This window comes from Rhizobium albus (assembly GCA_030160035.1).
Lineage (GTDB): Bacteria > Pseudomonadota > Alphaproteobacteria > Rhizobiales > Rhizobiaceae > Georhizobium > Georhizobium albus.
In genome coordinates, this window is sequence record BSNO01000003.1 from 1,491,442 (window position 1) to 1,507,571 (window position 16,130).

The 16,130-nt window shown below is 61.8% G+C and carries 17 protein-coding genes, 1 tRNA gene and 1 riboswitch; of the genes, 1 reads left to right on the top strand and 17 read right to left on the bottom strand.

Translation table 11 applies throughout. The features are described from left to right. Window positions 1-31: 31 nt before the first annotated feature. The 9 genes from QQL76_RS14825 to QQL76_RS14865 all read right to left on the bottom strand — a co-directional run bounded on the left by QQL76_RS14825 (window position 32) and on the right by QQL76_RS14865 (window position 8,819). Window positions 32-544 carry a YbaK/EbsC family protein gene (locus QQL76_RS14825; protein WP_499208273.1) on the bottom strand — a complete coding sequence of 171 codons (513 nt, stop codon included), beginning with the start codon at window positions 542-544 and terminating at the stop codon, window positions 32-34. After that, window positions 541-1,371 carry an MBL fold metallo-hydrolase gene (locus tag QQL76_RS14830; RefSeq protein ID WP_499208274.1) on the bottom strand — a complete coding sequence of 277 codons (831 nt, stop codon included), beginning with the start codon at window positions 1,369-1,371 and terminating at the stop codon, window positions 541-543. Before QQL76_RS14830 ends, QQL76_RS14825 begins: the two co-directional genes overlap by 4 nt. An 8-nt stretch (window positions 1,372-1,379) precedes the next feature. After that, a complete protein-coding gene (locus QQL76_RS14835; protein WP_499208275.1) occupies window positions 1,380-2,174 on the bottom strand; it encodes a TatD family hydrolase in 795 nt (264 codons plus the stop codon). A gap of 36 nt (window positions 2,175-2,210) precedes the next feature. Beyond that, window positions 2,211-3,761, bottom strand: a complete 1,551-nt coding sequence (gene metG, locus QQL76_RS14840; protein WP_499208394.1) for a methionine--tRNA ligase — start codon at window positions 3,759-3,761, stop codon at window positions 2,211-2,213. Between the two features lie 56 nt (window positions 3,762-3,817). After that, window positions 3,818-4,864 carry a DNA polymerase III subunit delta' gene (locus QQL76_RS14845; RefSeq protein ID WP_499208276.1) on the bottom strand — a complete coding sequence of 349 codons (1,047 nt, stop codon included), beginning with the start codon at window positions 4,862-4,864 and terminating at the stop codon, window positions 3,818-3,820. Further along, a complete protein-coding gene (gene tmk / locus QQL76_RS14850; protein WP_499208277.1) occupies window positions 4,861-5,535 on the bottom strand; it encodes a dTMP kinase in 675 nt (224 codons plus the stop codon). Before tmk ends, QQL76_RS14845 begins: the two co-directional genes overlap by 4 nt. Window positions 5,536-5,658: 123 nt before the next feature. Next, window positions 5,659-6,825, bottom strand: a complete 1,167-nt coding sequence (locus QQL76_RS14855; RefSeq protein WP_499208278.1) for a D-alanyl-D-alanine carboxypeptidase family protein — start codon at window positions 6,823-6,825, stop codon at window positions 5,659-5,661. 135 nt (window positions 6,826-6,960) lie between these two features. Then, on the bottom strand, window positions 6,961-8,070 hold the full coding sequence (locus QQL76_RS14860; protein ID WP_499208279.1) for a septal ring lytic transglycosylase RlpA family protein: 1,110 nt from the start codon (window positions 8,068-8,070) through the stop codon (window positions 6,961-6,963). Window positions 8,071-8,324: 254 nt separating this feature from the next. Further along, window positions 8,325-8,819: a hypothetical protein gene (locus tag QQL76_RS14865; RefSeq protein ID WP_499208280.1), complete on the bottom strand. Its 495-nt coding sequence runs from the start codon at window positions 8,817-8,819 to the stop codon at window positions 8,325-8,327. Window positions 8,820-8,991: 172 nt separating this feature from the next. Here QQL76_RS14865 and QQL76_RS14870 point away from each other — a divergent pair. Continuing rightward, window positions 8,992-9,081, top strand: a tRNA-Ser gene (locus tag QQL76_RS14870). 41 nt (window positions 9,082-9,122) lie between these two features. Here QQL76_RS14870 and QQL76_RS14875 read toward each other — a convergent pair. The 8 genes from QQL76_RS14875 to QQL76_RS14910 all read right to left on the bottom strand — a co-directional run bounded on the left by QQL76_RS14875 (window position 9,123) and on the right by QQL76_RS14910 (window position 16,058). Continuing rightward, window positions 9,123-9,653 (bottom strand): hypothetical protein, encoded by a 531-nt coding sequence (locus QQL76_RS14875; protein WP_499208281.1) that lies wholly within the window; start codon window positions 9,651-9,653, stop codon window positions 9,123-9,125. A gap of 13 nt (window positions 9,654-9,666) precedes the next feature. Then, window positions 9,667-10,866: an agmatinase family protein gene (locus QQL76_RS14880; RefSeq protein WP_205665584.1), complete on the bottom strand. Its 1,200-nt coding sequence runs from the start codon at window positions 10,864-10,866 to the stop codon at window positions 9,667-9,669. Window positions 10,867-10,903: 37 nt separating this feature from the next. Continuing rightward, window positions 10,904-11,713: an ABC transporter ATP-binding protein gene (locus QQL76_RS14885; RefSeq protein WP_499208282.1), complete on the bottom strand. Its 810-nt coding sequence runs from the start codon at window positions 11,711-11,713 to the stop codon at window positions 10,904-10,906. Beyond that, a complete protein-coding gene (locus tag QQL76_RS14890) occupies window positions 11,710-12,531 on the bottom strand; it encodes an ABC transporter permease (RefSeq protein WP_499208283.1) in 822 nt (273 codons plus the stop codon). Before QQL76_RS14890 ends, QQL76_RS14885 begins: the two co-directional genes overlap by 4 nt. Continuing rightward, on the bottom strand, window positions 12,522-13,214 hold the full coding sequence (locus QQL76_RS14895; RefSeq protein WP_499208284.1) for a hypothetical protein: 693 nt from the start codon (window positions 13,212-13,214) through the stop codon (window positions 12,522-12,524). Before QQL76_RS14895 ends, QQL76_RS14890 begins: the two co-directional genes overlap by 10 nt. Next, window positions 13,207-14,271, bottom strand: coding sequence for an isopenicillin N synthase family dioxygenase (locus QQL76_RS14900; protein ID WP_499208285.1), 1,065 nt, complete (start codon window positions 14,269-14,271; stop codon window positions 13,207-13,209). Before QQL76_RS14900 ends, QQL76_RS14895 begins: the two co-directional genes overlap by 8 nt. Window positions 14,272-14,283: 12 nt before the next feature. After that, window positions 14,284-15,357, bottom strand: coding sequence for a putative urea ABC transporter substrate-binding protein (locus QQL76_RS14905; protein WP_499208395.1), 1,074 nt, complete (start codon window positions 15,355-15,357; stop codon window positions 14,284-14,286). A 98-nt stretch (window positions 15,358-15,455) separates the two neighbouring features. Further along, a riboswitch (guanidine-I (ykkC/yxkD leader) is annotated at window positions 15,456-15,570 on the bottom strand. Between the two features lie 152 nt (window positions 15,571-15,722). After that, window positions 15,723-16,058 carry a hypothetical protein gene (locus QQL76_RS14910; RefSeq protein ID WP_499208286.1) on the bottom strand — a complete coding sequence of 112 codons (336 nt, stop codon included), beginning with the start codon at window positions 16,056-16,058 and terminating at the stop codon, window positions 15,723-15,725. Window positions 16,059-16,130: the final 72 nt, after the last annotated feature.

The window sequence follows — 16,130 nt, forward strand, 5'->3', positions numbered from 1 at the left end:
TAGGAAATTGCTGGGCGAATTCGTATCCTGATCAGGATGATGCGGCGCTTTCCGGATTCACATCGAGAGCTTCCGCACCGATGGCGTGCCGGAGCTTGGCCGGATCGACAGCAAAGACGCTGTCTGGCCTGCCTGCAGCGGCATAGACGATCTCGAAGCCATCGAGCACGCGATCCATCCAGATGCTTGGCTTGGCCAAATGTCCGATCGGCGCCACGCCACCGATCGCAAAACCCGTTTCCTCACGCACCCGGCGCGCATCGCAGCGCCGCAGGTCGAGGCCATGATGGCGACGCAGGAAATCGAGATCCACATTGTGACGACCGGACACGAGCAGCAGGACGATCTTGCAGGTGCCGCTGTCTTCGAAGACGAGCGATTTGACGATCTGAGCGACGTCACAGCCGCATGCCGAAGCGGCTTCTTCCGCCGTGCGGGTCGAAGCGTCGAGCGTGCGGATTTCGATCTCAAGCCCCAATTTGGCAGCGTCTGCCGCAACCCGGTCGATGCTTGCCATCTTAGTCGAGAAAGCTTCGCTGCTCACTTGGGCCGATCCTCCAAAATGATGTCCCGTTCAAATCGCAGCAGATCGAAAGCCGGTGTCACATTGTCCGGCGTCTCTCTGTCCACCGTCGCGTAGTCCATCGGAATATGCATGTGGGTCAGATAGGTCTGACGAGGCTTTAGCCGCTCGATCCAGGACATCGCCTGGCCCAGCGACAGATGGCTCGGGTGCTCGCGGTACTGAAGTGCATCGATGATCAGAACATCAAGGCCTTGAAGTTTCGCAACGGTGTCATCCGGAAAGTCACTGATATCGCAGCAATATGCGACATCACCGATCCGAAACCCCAAGGACTGTATCGACCCGTGGACCTGCCTCAGCGGCTGGAACTGGATCTCCCGACCGGCGCCTGAAATGACGATCGGACGGTCATCATTCTCGATCAAAACAGGCATGACAATCGGCGGATAATCGCTGCCTTCCGGCGTTTCTATGCAGTAGGCAAAGCCTTCCTGAATGCGCTGGAGGGTAAACGCGTCGGCATGGATCGGCATGCGGCGCCGTGCCGACAGCGCGAAGATGCGCAGGTCGTCGATGCCATGGATGTGATCGGCATGCGGGTGCGTGTAGACGACGGCGTCGAGCGATCGCACCTCCGCTGCGATCATCTGCGCCCGGAAATCTGGACCGGTATCGATGACCACGGTCGTGCGGCCGCCATCCTCTGCGATCTGTTCGATCAGGAATGACGCACGTGTGCGCCGGTTCTTCGGCTCGCTGGGATCGCATGCGCCCCAGTCGCCATCGATGCGCGGCGTTCCGGGCGAAGAGCCGCATCCGAGAATGGTGAACCGCCTGCGCACCATGCGGTCTGTCATTCGCAGTCAGCGGCAATAGCGGGCATGCGGGAAAATACCTTCAACACGTTGTCCGTCGTCTGTTTGGCCAGGGCCTCGGCGCTGATGCCCTTCACATCTGCGAGCACGCGCGCCGTCTCGACGACATAGGCCGGCTCGTTGCGTTTTCCACGATAAGGCTGAGGCGCAAGATAGGGTGCGTCGGTTTCGACGAGCAATCGGTCGAGCGGCACGGTTTCAGCGATGGCACGCAGCGCGTCCGACTTCTTGAAAGTGAGAATGCCCGAGAACGACACGTAGCCGCCAAGCGCCACGCCGACTTCCGCGAGGCGTGCGCCGGACGAGAAGCAATGCAAGATGAACGGGAAGGCGCCCTTCCCGCTTTCTTCCTCGAGGATCGCGATCATGTCGTCGTCGGCATCGCGGGAATGAATGACGAGCGGCAGCCCGGTTTCACGCGACGCGGCGATGTGTCGGCGAAAGCCTTGGGCCTGAAGGTTCCGTGGCGCCTTGTCGTAGAAATAGTCGAGGCCGGCTTCGCCGATCGCGACGACCTTGGCATGCCGCGACAGTTCGATTAGGTCTTCGGTCGTGACATCCTGTTCTTCAGCCGCATTGTGCGGGTGGGTGCCGACTGAGCAGAACACGTTGTCATAGGCCTCCGCCAGCGCGCGGATGCCGTCGAAGCGCCGCACGCGTGTCGAGATCGTGACGAGCCGACCGACGCCGGCCGCCCGGGCACGCTCCACGATCGCGTCGCGTTCCTCGGCGAAATCGGGAAAGTCGAGATGGCAATGGCTATCGATGAGCATTCCCACGCCTCATGCTGGTTTCGAACGATCCGACGCTCAGACGCCTTCGGGCGCGACGTAACGCGGGAAAACACCCGATGGCGCCGGCAAGGCCGTGCCACTCACCAGACGTCCGGCATCGCCGAGCTGCGCGAAATCCCGCGAACCGTCGCCGACCGCCAGGAGATCCAGGAGCTTCGCGGCCGATTGCGGCATGAAAGGCTGGCAGAGGATCGCCACCTGCCGGATGACTTCGATCGTCACATACAGCACCGTTTCCATGCGTGCCGGATCGGTCTTGCGCAGTGCCCATGGCTCTTCACCGGCGAAATAGCGGTTGGCATCGGAAACGACCGTGAACACGCGGCCGAGCGCCTTGTGGATGGCCTGAGTGTTCATGTCCTCGCGCACCGGCTCCAGAAGCCCATCGGCAGCAGAAAGGATCTCGCGGTCATTGGCCGAGAGTTCGCCGCATACCGGCACCCTGCCCTCGCAGTTCTTGGCGATCATCGACAGCGACCGCTGGGCCAGATTGCCGAGATCGTTGGCGAGATCGGCATTGGTGCGCGTCGCGATCGCCTCCTCGCTGTAATTGCCGTCCTGCCCGAACGGCACCTCGCGCAGCAGGAAATATCGGACCTGATCCAACCCGAAATGAGTGACGAGATCGACCGGATCGACGACGTTGCCGACCGATTTCGACATCTTCTCCCCGCGATTGAAGACGAAGCCGTGGGCATAGACGCGCTTCGGCAAAGGCAGGCCTGCCGACATCAGGAAGGCCGGCCAATAGACGGCGTGGAAGCGGATGATGTCCTTGCCGATGATGTGGATGTCGGCTGGCCAGAAGCCCGCTCTCTCACTCTTTTCATCGGGATAGCCGGTTGCAGTGATGTAGTTTGTGAGGGCGTCGACCCAAACATACATGACGTGCCGCTCGTCGCCGGGAACCTTGATACCCCAGTCGAACGTGGTGCGCGACATGGACAGGTCTTTGAGCCCGCCCTTCACGAAGGAGATCACCTCGTTGCGGCGCTCCGCCGGTCCAATGAAATCGGGGTTCTCCTCATAGTGATGCAGCAACGGTTCGGCGAAGGCCGAAAGCTTGAAGAAATAGCTCTCCTCCTCGACCCATTCGACGATCGTCCCCTGCGGTCCGTAGCGCTGGCCGTCAGCGCGCAACTCGGTTTCGCTTTCTTGGTAGTAGGCTTCATCGCGCACCGAATACCAGCCGGAATAGACGTCCTTGTAGAGGTGGCCCGCCGCCTCCATCCGTTTCCAGATTTCCCTGCAAGCGGCGTGGTGACGCTCTTCGCTCGTGCGGATAAAATCATCATTCGACGCGTTGAGAAGCTCGCCCATCTTCTTGAATTCTGAAGAATTCCGGTCTGCGAGCTCCTGCACGTCCATGTCAAGCTTGCGCGCGGTCTGCAGCATCTTCTGGCCATGCTCGTCCGTGCCGGTAAGGAACAGCACGTCCTTTCCGTCATGGCGTTGGAACCGCGCCAGCGCATCGGTTGCGATCAGCTCGTAGGCATGGCCGATATGCGGCTTCGCATTCGGATAGGAAATGGCAGTCGTGATGTAGAAGCGATTGTTCTTGTTCATGGCGTCGGGATCGAGCGGTTCCATTGCGTTTGTGGCGTCTTAGGGCAAAAGGCCCGTCATGGCCATGGCTGAGCGGCTTCGATCAGCACGCCCAGCAGTGAAAGCATCGTTTGCTTTCGGTCGAGATTGTAGGCCTGCGCCGTCTGCAAGTCGCGAGAGGCCCGCTCAGCCGCCTCCGCCTGCCGGGCCGCACGCGCCGTCATGCCCTGAACACCGGACTGGCGCGCCATGTCACCGAGACGTGCGAGCGCATAGTCGCAGAAGAAACCGTAGGCCTCCTCGCGCTCCTTTGCGGCCAGCGTATCTGCCAGCACATGCATCTCGCGACGTGATGCATCCTGCCCCGCTTGCAGAAGCTTCTCGAGGGCGTCGATCAGATCCAGCCCTCCATAGTTCAGCATCATGATCGCGCGGCGCAGATTGCCTTCGGACCGCAGGGCGACCTTTTCGAGCTTCGCCGGGTCGAGACCAGCGCCGACGGGTAGCCGATGCAGTCCTGCCACGACGTCGTCTGAAGACAGCTGTGTCAGGCGAAGCGTCAGGCATCGTGACCGGATGGTGGGCAGGAGCCTGCCGGGCGCATGAGACACGACGAGAAACATCGCCCGTGCCGGTGGCTCCTCCAGCATCTTCAAGATGGCGTTCGCCGCTGACCGATGCAGGTCGTCGGCCGCATCGACGATCACGATGCGCCATCCGCCGGTTCCGGATGTCTGCTGAAGAAAGCGCCCTGCCCGACGAACCTCGTCGACCGTGATCGCGCTTTTCACACGCCCTGTCTTTTCGTCCACCGGACGTGTGAGATGCATCAGATCGTGTGAGGCGCCCGACGCCACCTGGCGAAAGACTGCAGACGCCGGATCCGGCACGGCAAGCCGCTCGGGGGCTTTCGCCGCATCGGGATAAGTGAGCACATGCTGTGCGAAGTGAAAGGCCAGCGTTGCCTTGCCGATTCCTTCAGGACCTTCGATCAGCACCGCATGATGGATGCGGCCGCTGCGATAGGCCTGTGCAAGAAACGCCGCTGCATCATGGTGCCCGACGAGATGGGTATTTTCACGCGGGCTGATCCCGCCATCAAGCCCGTCAGCGTCCGAACTCAAGATCGCGCACTCCCCAGGAGGCGGTCCATCTGATCCAATTGCAGATCGACAAGCGCAAGGATGTCTGCCGTCACGTCGGGAAGCGGCCGCGTTCCATCGACGATCTTGCAACGGTCGGGTTCGGCGCGCGCGATATCGAGGAAAGCCTGACGCCGCATCTCATGCGTCGCGACCGTCTCCTTTTCAAAGCGGTCCGGTGTGGCCTCGCCCCCTGCTCTCAGCGCCGCACGTTCGAGGCCGGTTGCAGCGGGAACGTCTATGACGATCGTGAGGTCAGGGACCATGCCGTTGACCGCAATCCGTTCGAGCGCCTTGACGAATTGCGGCTCGAGATTGCCCGTCACGCCTTGGTAGACCCGCGTCGAATCCATGAAGCGATCGCACAAGACGATCGTCCCTTTTGTGACAGCCGGCCGGATGACCTCTTCGACGTGGTCGCTGCGGGCCGCGGCAAAGAGTGTCGCCTCCATGCGGATGCCGAACTCCTCGGCGGCACCCGACAGGAGCACATGCCGAACGGCTTCTGCCCCGGGAGACCCGCCCGGTTCGCGCGTGGCGAGCACGTCATAGCCGCGCTCAGTCAACGTCTGCTTCAAAGCTCGGACTTGTGTCGACTTGCCGGTGCCCTCGCCGCCTTCGAACGTGATGAATATGCCGCGGCGTTCGGACAAGATGGGCGTTACCTGCAGAAGTTCATGTGACAAACCCGGGAGACCGAGCCGATGCCGGGTGTCTTAAAGGAAATTCACACGTCGGTGAACCGCCTTTAGATGAGCCTCGTCGCGTTGATGTTGCTACATCCAGCCGAGCAGCAATTCCTGCAGCGCGTCGAGAGCCTGCCGGTGAATGGGCCCCTTGCCGACTGCAGCGGCCGCATAGAGCGGCGTTTCCTGGCTAAGTGTTTCGCCGATCCAGACACGAAGGTGACCGACTTGCGCGCCCTCTTCCAGCGGTGCCTGAAGCGGCCAATCATAGACGATCCGCGCAGAGAGCCGGTCAGCATTGGCCGCAGGCACGAAGATATCGATCGGACCCTTGGCCTTCAGCGGCACGGAACCGCCGTCTCCACCATAGACACTCGCCCAGCCGACGACTTCGTCGGCTGCAAAGACCGGGCGGCGTTCAAAGGCCCGCATGCCCCATTCGAGGATCTTGCGCGCTTCTTCGGCCCGCTCGCGCTCGGTCGCCATGCCGCTCATCGCGAGAAACAGCCGCCGGCCATCGCGGTCGATCGAGGAGACGATGGCGTAACCCGATTCTTCCGTATACCCGGTCTTCAGGCCGTCGACGCCGATATTGGCGTTGAGCAGCGGATTCCGGTTCGACTGGCGAATATTGTTCCAGGTGAAATCGGGCTGCGAATAGAAGCGGTAATATTCCGGATAAGCCGCCTGAATGTGGCGCGCCAGAATGACGAGCTCGCGCATCGTCACGCGTGCATCGGGATGGGGCAGACCGGTCGAATTGCCGAAGACCGACGTTTCCATCCCCAATTGCCGGGCACGCTCGGTCATCAGCCCCGCAAAATTCGGCTCCGAACCCGCCATACCTTCGGCAATGACGATGCAGGCATCGTTGCCGGATTGGACGATCACGCCCTGGATGAGGTCTTCCAGCCGAATGGAGGAGCCGAGTTCCGCAAACATCGTCGATGTGCCGGAAATGGCGCCACCCGTCCGCCAGGCGTTTTCGGAAACGACGAATTCGTCGTTCATCGTGAGCCGGCCCGACTTGATGGCGCTGAAGACCAATTCCATGGTCATGAGCTTGGCGAGGGATGCAGGTGGAACGGCTTCGTTTTCGTTCTTGGCGTAGAGAACCGTGCCGGTTTCCGCCTCGATCAGATAGGCCTGCTTTGCGCGCGTTTCGAAAAGCTGCGCATGCGCAAAGCCCATGCATGCCACCAGCAAGATGACGCTGAAACCGATCAAACGTGCGAAATCATTGGCCGAACGAACCATGCCGCCACCCCAGTCCAAAGGCATCCCTACCAAGGAAGAGGGTAGCAAGCGCAACGACCCCGATCAATGAATCCTCGGGATGCGTTTCCGATTTATGGGTAACAACTGGACCAGCCGAGCTTCAGCGGCCGCCGGTCACCGGTTTTTCCAGGCGCCGATGATCGATTCCACGGAAAGCACTGCGTCATCGTCCACCAGAACCGCCTCGAAGGCACCGGAAGCAGCCTGCAGGCGATTCTCTGCATAGGCCGATACCGAGACGCGCTCCGTTTTCGCAGTTTCGAAGGAAGGACGCTCCGGCAGAACCGGTCCGATCTCGGGCAATGGCAGGACAATGGCGATCGCTTCGCTGCCGACGGGTGCCGCGGCAGGCACAGCCGTTGCTGCGGGAGCTTGCGCCGGCGCGGGATCCGCAGCGGCGACGACCGTCTCTTCGGCCTGCTGCGCGACAGGCGCTGCAGTCGTGGCGTCAAATGCGGCAGGTGCCGGGGCAGGCTGAAGAAGCTGCTGCTGCGCCATCTGGGCATCGCTCATGACGCCGGGCACGCCGCTCGCAGCGCCGCTGTTCATCGCCAGCATGACGCCTGAAGCGATCTGGCCTTCTGGAGCGACCGTCGGGCCACTCTCGCCTGGACGGCGATAGGAGGCCATCAGGAATGGCATGTCGTGACCATCGAGCTCCGCAGGCCCGACATACTCGACATTGACGTTGGCGACGCCGTCATTCTTGAAACCAAGAAGATCGGCAGCCTTGCTGGAGACGTCGATAATCCGGCCGCGGGTGAAGGGGCCACGATCGTTGACACGAACCATGACGGAATGGCCGTTTTCCTCGTTCGTCACGCGGGCGTAGCTCGGCAGAGGAAACGTCGGATGTGCAGCCGACAGGTGGTACTGATCGTAGATCTCGCCATTCGCTGTGCGGCGACCATGGAAATTCGGGCCGTACCACGATGCCAGGCCGGAGCGATTGTAATCGGGATCTTCGGCCGGCGTGTACCACTTACCGGCGATCTGGTAGGGCTTGCCGATCAACTCCCGACCGCCGCCTTTGGGAACAGCGAGCGCCGTGGTTACGCGCGTGCTGGCGGGAACACCATACTCAGCTTCGGTGAATGGCGGCGCCGTATCGAGTTCGGCCTGCTGCACGACCGGCTGTGTTGTGGCTGTGGTGTCACCCGTCGTGGTGCACGCCGCCGTGGAAAGGCCGAGGAAGCAGAGGGTGACGACGCGGCTCGCGCCCAACGAACGAAACGGTGCTGCTTGCGCGCTACCGTTGCTATCCCGATGCGCCCCCGCACCAGCTGGTCTTTTTGAATAGGTCAAGCCGCCTCTCGTCCCGCAATCTCTGCCGCCGCGCGCCGTAAGATACAGCCACGGCCAGACAACACAACGTCCCCACGTTCTCGGTCGCCTAATTCCTGGCCAATCATGGCAGAAATGAGAAGGGCGCGGCCACATTCGCGACCGCGCCCTTTGAGAAATCCATTGTGATGTGTTCAGCCTTCTATGCGGGCGCTACCGCTTTGTCCGTCATCGCGAACCCAGGTGATGGTCGTATCACCCGTCTTCTCAATGGTGAAACAGGAGACCTCACCGCGGTACCAAGTCGGGAATTGCTGGCAGAGATTGGCGCCCTCCACCCACCATTTTCCGGTCTCGCGCGGGGCAAAGAAGCGGGCGAGACCAAGCTCCGTACCATCACCAGTCACAGTGCCATCTGCATTGTAAATCAACGGAAATTCGCCGCCATAGGGCGTCGACAGATAGACACGCTTGCCGGAAATCAATGCCTCTAGACCGCTGCCTTCGACCGCTTCCTGGGCCGAAGCGCCGCTCATGAGCACGACGCTCGATAGGGCCGCAAAGGCGGCCAGCTTGTTCAACGTGTTCATCATCGTCTCCAGATCAGGTTGAGCTGTCTGATCTCCAAAACGCAAGCTCAGGGCAAACGGTTCAGTGTGAGTGACATCGTTGCAGGCCAGACGGGTCACTTTTTCTTGCCTTTTGACATAAAGGCGATTTTAGGGATCGCCAGCCGGCTTCAAGCGCAGCACGGCTGCCATTGACGCAGCTATTGCCCCCGCGCTAGAAGCGCCGATGCTCGGACTGCGACGGCGAACGGTTCACCTTCGCCAGCAGCGCAGGTCAAACACGGCGTCTCCCGGAGGGGTGGCCGAGCGGTTTAAGGCACCGGTCTTGAAAACCGGCGTGCGGGAGACCGTACCGTGGGTTCGAATCCCACCCCCTCCGCCACTCACTACTCAGTTTTTGAAGCACCTCCACTGCGATCTGACCTAGTGGTCGTGCTCCCGGAACCGGTCCGCCAGAAGCGTGCAGAGATCGATGTCGCGGCGCTCCTTCATCGAGACATAGGTGAACATCATCACCTCGCGCTCGGTCACCATCTTTCCAGGGAACGGCAGATAGGCGAGTTCGCTGGTGCCGAAGCCGGGCGTGGCGGTGCCGATCTGCCAATTGGTCTCGATGCGGGCGTCCACCAGATGCATGGCCTTGCCGCTGCTGTCCGGCATCTGGAAGGGAATTCCGGCGAGCCTCAGATAGCTGGTCTTGTCGCCGGCAGCCCGAAAGCCCTCGACGAAACTCGCGGCGAGCTCCTGCAGGTCCTGGCGCACGCGGGACGACCCGTGCGGGTGCGAATGCAGATGGTCGGCATGGCTGTGGTTGTGGCCGAGAGCCGGGCCAGTCGCCTCATCGTGATGGCCGTGGTGGTCATGGGAACCATGGGTACCATGTCCATGATCGTCGTGGCCATGATGGTGGTGATGGTGGTGGCCGTGCAGATGATGCGGTCGGGAACCGTGCATGGTCGCTGATCCTTCACTCGACGTCGGGGCCGGCCGGGATCGTCACCGGCTTGTCGATGATGCCGCGGTGCGAGCCGATCTTGCCGTGCGAGACGAGCGTTCCGAGCACATCGACGATCACGCGGGTTGCAAGCAGGGCCGTGATGTCGGACGTGTCGTAAGGCGGTGACACTTCCACGACCTCCAGCCCGCAGATCCCCTCCGCCGCCACACGTCCAACGAGTTCCAGTGCCTCGCGCGGCAGGAAGCCACCCGGCTCCGGCCAGCCCGTGCCGGGCACGAAGCCGCAATCGACGCTGTCGATGTCGAAGGAGATATAGACTGCGTCGGCATCTTTCCACGCAAGCTCCAGAGCGCGCGTGGCCGTCTCGGCGAGACCGAGTTCTTCGATATCGCGCATGGTGAAGATGTTGGTGTTGCGCTCCCTGGCGATCTCGACGCCTTCGCGCGGCACCTGCCAGCCACCGATGCCAACCTGAACGAGATTGACCGCCGGCACATTGGCAAGGTTGGTCGCGTGGAACCAGGGCGTCGTGTGCATGCGCTCGTCGAGATCCCGTTCCTGAATGTCGATGTGCCGGTCGAAATGCACAATCCCGATGCGCTTCGAGGTGCATTCGGCAATGCCGCGCACGCAAGGAAAGCCGATCGAATGGTCGCCGCCGATCATGATCGGCAAGGCCCCGGAGGAGAACACGTGGCTGACGGCACGCGTGATCTGGTCGAACGTCTTTTCGATGTTGGCGGGAATGGTGAAGACGTCGCCGACATCGCAGAGCGTCATCTGCTCGCGAAGGTCGACGCCCATCTCATAATTGTAGGGCGTGTAGAGCGCCGAGATCTTGCGCACGCCCTGCGGGCCGAAGCGCGTTCCGGGCCGGTAGGTCGTGCCGCCATCGAAGGGAATGCCGATGACGGCCGCGTCGTAGGCGCCCACCTTTGTGACGTCTTCGATGTAAGGCGCCTTGAGGAACGTGTTGATGCCGGCGTAATGGGGCAGTTCGCCGCGCGCAAATGTCGGGATGTTCTTGTCTGTCAGGCTGTCGGAGCCCGTGAGCCCCATCCGCAGCGCCCATTGGCGCTCCTTGTTCCAGGCAGCCGAAGGCAGCAGCGCTTCCTTTTCCGCCGCCTTCCACCCACGCAGGTTCAGCTTGTCGAAATCGGGATGATGCGAGCGGCTCGGCGCAGGCCGTGCCATTCGGCCGGCACCCATGGTGCGGCCCGCCCGGCCCGGCTCTGCAAAAAATGGATTACGCATGAACGTCAACTCCCTGATGCGAATGAGTTTTCAATATACCTGGCGGCAAGGCCGCAGCCGCTTTCGCCTTGTGATCGAGCGGCAGATCGTAGGTGATGGTCGCGCCGAACCGTTCCGGTGCATGCGGGTCATGGCGCACTTTGTCGAAGACGAGGATGCGCGTTCCGAGCTTGAAGGCTTCCTGGATGTCGTGCGTGACCATGAAAACGGTCATCCCGCAGGACCGCCATAGCTCGGTGATGAGCACATGCATGTCGGCCCGGATGCCAGGATCGAGCGCGCCGAAGGGTTCGTCGAGCAGAAGGATGCGCGGCTTCTTCAAGAGCGTCTGGCCGATCGCCAGGCGCTGCTGCATGCCGCCTGAAAGCTGTGCCGGATAGCGGTTGCGCGCATGGCTGAGCCCGATCTCGACCAGCATTTCCTCGGCCGCCTCCTCCGCGTGTCGCCGCGCCGCGCCGAAGAGCCGCGCGAGAAATGGCGAGCCGCCGATTTCAGCGGGCAGAAGCAGGTTCTGCCACACCGTCAAATGCGGAAAGACCGAGTATTTCTGAAAGACCACCCCACGGTCTGGATCAGGTTCCGCAGCGATCTTCTTGCCATCGACCAGGATCTCGCCCTTCTGCGGCGTCTCCTGCCCGAGCAGAAGGCGCAGGAAGGTCGATTTTCCACATCCAGAAGCGCCGACGATCGTCACGAAGGCCCCGCGGTCCACCGACATGTGCACCCGTTCGAGGATCGGGTTGCCGTCATAGCTGACATGGATGCCGCGGGCTTCGACGAAGGCTTTGCCTGCTCCGCTCATAGCGCATCCCCCTGCAAATGCGCCCAGCGGAAGGCCCGTCGGGACAAAAGCGCCAGCAGCCGGTCGGTGAGATAGGCAATCAGCGTGATCCAGGCGACATAAGGCACGATCACGTCCATCGCGAGATAACGCCGAACGAGAAATATCCGGTACCCGAGGCCTTCGGTAGACGCGATCGCTTCGGCGGAGATCAGGAATATCCACGCTGAGATCAGGCCCATGCGGATTGCCGTGATCAGCGCCGGCCAGATCTGCGGAAGCACGACGCGCAATGCGATCTGCCAGGAGGATGCGCCGAGCGTCTGCGCCTTCACCATCTCCTCACGCGGGATCGACAGCACCGTCTGCGCAAGCGATCGGATCATCAAAGGTGCGGTGCCGACCACGATCAGCCCGATCTTCGACGCCTCCCCAAGCCCGAGCACGATGAAGAGGATTGGTAGCACGGTGATGGGCGGGATCATCGAGAACGCCGAGATGAATGGCGCCAGAAAAGCGCGTCCATAGGGCAGGAACCCGATAAAGATGCCGATGAAGAGGCTGAGCGTCGCCGAGATGGCAAGACCCAGCCCCAGGCGCCACAGGCTCGCCGCCGTATCGAGCCAGAGGAGCCGATCGCCGGAGCGCACGTCCTCCTCGAATGCCATGATGCGAAAGGTTTCGGCCATGGTCGACAGCGACGGCAAAAGCTTGTCGGCCGGATTGTCGGCAAGCCGCGCCGCGCTGGCGAGAACGTAAACGATCGCCAACAACGCGAACGGCAAGAGCCCGAGAAACAGCGCCGTGGTGCGCGAGGGGTTGCGGTTCATCAGGCGCATCGGGCCACCTGGGCAATGACCGACGAGCCGGCTTCTTGCTCCAACCATGGATGCGTGGACAGAACCGCGCGTGTCTCCTCGATAAGGGTGATTTCCAGCGACGCCCTCCACAACAGATGCGCCCCATCAAGCGTCTCGACCGGTGCGTAGCTGTCGGCATGAGCCGGCGCAGGAGGTCGCGGTCGAACGCGCATCGAGAACCGCCCAGCCTTCAGCACCATTTTGCCAGCCGCGCTTGTCACGCCACAGGCGCTGTCCGATCCGGGGACCTTCCGCCAGTGTTCAAGATAATCGCTGGAAATGCCGGTCTCGATGATGAAGTTCGGCTCTGCAAAGGACATGCGACCGACATCGAGCGCCGTGCCGGGCCGCAGATCGTGGATGCGGAGCCAGGTACAAACGCTTCCCTCGACCTTCGTCAGCCCGGAGAAGCCTTCCTGCCTGGCGATAAAGCCGAGCTGTGCGTCACTGCATCCATCGAGCGCTTCTACGCCTGCGAATGTAGGACGATCGAGGGGAATGCGCAGGTCCGCATGCCAGTTCTCCGTCTGAAGCCAGAAGACGCGCTCGTCCTGCTCATTGCCGGCTCCAGCCACGCCATCGCGTTCGATCAGCGTTCTTTCCCAGAGGCCCCGATAAGCTTGCGGTACCGGCGGCAGGTGATGCTCGATCATTTCACCCATGGCCGGCCTTGCCCGTCGACGCTTCGTGACGTGCCGCCTGTCCAAACGACGACAGCGCCTTTGCATTTTCGGGCAGCACAATCTCGCCTCGGGCAAGCCGCTCACGCAGATAGGTGAAGCTCTGCACGGTCTGAGCAAAAAGGTGCTCGCCCGCACGGATCGGCTCGAAACGCGGTGCGTCGCCGGGCGCAATCAACTCGTTGAGCGGCGCAACCACCGTGTCGTAGTCGCAGGCGAAAAACAGCGGGAAGGAATAGCGTTCCTCCTGGACTTTGCGCACCCGGTGCGAGGTCGCCACGAACTGCCCGTTCGTCCAGACCTCCATCATGTCGCCAATATTGACGACAAACGCATCCGGCACGAGCGGCACGTCGATCCAGGCCCCCTCGCCGTTCATCACCTCGAGGCCAGGCGCCGTCGGCAGAAGAAGCGTGAAGCACTCGTAATCGGTGTGCGCGCCGAAACCCTGAACATCCTCCGCCGTCGCATCGAAGGGATAGTGCAGCAAACGCAACTGGCTTGGCGGATGGGTGACGAAGCGCTGGAAGAAGTCTTCCTCCTTGCCGAGTGCCAACGCAAATCCGGTGAGCAGCCTCCGACCCAGCTCGAAAACCGCATCGTAATAGGTGGTGATGTCCTCGCGGAACCCATCGAGTTCCGGCCACTGGTTCGGCCCGATCATTGGCGTGCCGGCGACGACGTCCGGATGGTCGGCCGGAAGATCCCGGCCGAGATCGAGCGCTTCCTTCTTGTCGCGCTTGCCGCCGACCAGCACCTCCTCACCCTCCGGCACATAGCCGCGATGGTTCGTCGAATTGCCGATATAGACGTCCATCTTCCGCTCGACCGGTTGAGCGAAGAAGCGTTTGGTCTGATTCAGCAGTCGCGCTCGCATCTCGCCGTCGACGCGATGTCCGGTGACGTAGAAGAACCCGACCTCGCGTGCTGCCTCGCCGAGCCTGTCGGCGACCGCGATGCGGTCGCTCGATTTGTCGCTGTAGAGCCCGCTCACGTCGATCAGTGGCAGACTGGTGAAAGCCGTAGATGCGCTGGCCATGCCGCCGGCCCCTCAGAGTGCGCCGTCGGCGGCCATCTGAACGACGCTTATGTCGAACCTCAGCTTGAGATTGGCCTGGTCGCCATAGGTGGCGCCGCCGGGAAACGAGACGCCGACGAATTCCGCGCTCGGCGCACCCTGCCCCAGGATACCCTTCTCGAACAGGAACTCGGTCACGAACTGCGTCGTCTCCGCCAAATCCTCGTCATTGGCAAATGCGATGAGATCGGCCGGCGTGTAGAACAGTTCGGTCGCGGCGAGCTGCTCCTGGTAGCCTTCGAGATCCGTGCCGGCAGCAGCCGCCATCGCCTCGAGTGCCGCAGTTCCCTCTGGCGTATCCGATTGCATCAGCGCAAGCACTTCGAACCATGCGCCGACGAGTGCCTTGCCAAAATCCGGGTTGGCGGCAAGCACCTCGGTGTTCACCACCATCAAGTCGAGGATCTCGCCGGGAATCTCAGAGGAATCGTAAACCAGTTCACCATCACCGGAGGCCAGGATCTCCGAAAGCATCGGGTTCCAGGTCGCCACCGCGGTGACATCGGGCGTGCCGTAGATGGAGACCATGTCCGCATCGGACGTGTTGACCACGGTGATGTCGCGCTCGGACAGGCCGACGCTTTCAAGAGCGCGCGCCAGGAAGTAGTGGGAAACCGAAAGCTCGACGAGGTTGACGCTCTGGCCGGCGATGGAGGCCAAGTCCCCGCCATCCTTTAGCACGAGGCCGTCATTGCCGTTCGAATAATCCCCGATGATCAACGCAGTCGTATCGACGCCGCCTGCTGCCGGGATCGACAGCGCATCCATGTTGGTCATGGTGCAGCCGTCATACTCGCCGGCCGTGTACTGGTTGATGGATTCGACATAGTCGTTGATCTGCGTGATCTCGACGGAAATGCCGTATTTCTCCGCCCATTTGTCCATGATCCCGCTATCGGCGAGGTATCCCCATGGCATCCAGCCGGCATAGATCGACCAGCAGACGTTGAACTCCGTCTTCTCCTGGGCCGAGACCGGCAGAGGGGCGATGAGTGTGGACGAGATCAGGGCGGCAATGGCAAGCGACTTCATGTCAATCGTCTCCAGTCAGGCTGTCGTCGGAAGGCGCTCGGCCGGCCGATCCTGTTGATGGAGATTTCCCACGCGCATCCGGGAGAGGTTTGCGCGCGACAAACCTGCGTGGTGCCTCCCGGGATTTTGTCCCGCCGTGTCACCGGGCAATCAACCCGGCTTGCACCTCTCGGACCAGCTCCGAGCCCCGCATTGGCGGGATCGGACGGAACCCTAGATGCCGTCACCACACTGATCATGTCAAAGCAAGCTTCGTGCCAGGCTTTAAAGGCCTGCATCTACGCGGATGACGGCAGCATCGCGTGCAATAATGCGCAACCGATCGGCACCCTGCCCCTTAATTAAGCGGTGCTCGGAGGCTCTTGTTGAGCTTCAGGAATTCAGATCCAGAAGGATTTGATAGTCGCAACGTCGTCGCGCAAGCCGAAGATGACCGGCTCCTCGGCCGGATCGAATTGCTCGGCCATCTGCTCGTAATAGGTCCGGATCCCGAGCGACGCATCACCGTCGACGCTGCCCGATCCGACTGCGCCATCCTGCTGCGTGAGGAGCGCAGATCCGATCGAGCCCGCAGCCTGAAGCGTCACCGGCGAGCGCGATGCCGCCACTGTTGGATTGACCGCGTTCGTGACCGGGAGATCCGTTGTCTGCGCCGGAGCCGCGCTGGCCGACCAGACCGTGCTGGTTTGAACAATCGGCGTCATCATGCCAGCCATCGCTCGACTCCTCGTGCGTTCAATAAGGCCAGATTCTCAAAGGTCTGACAGCGCGGATGCGATCCTTTCGAC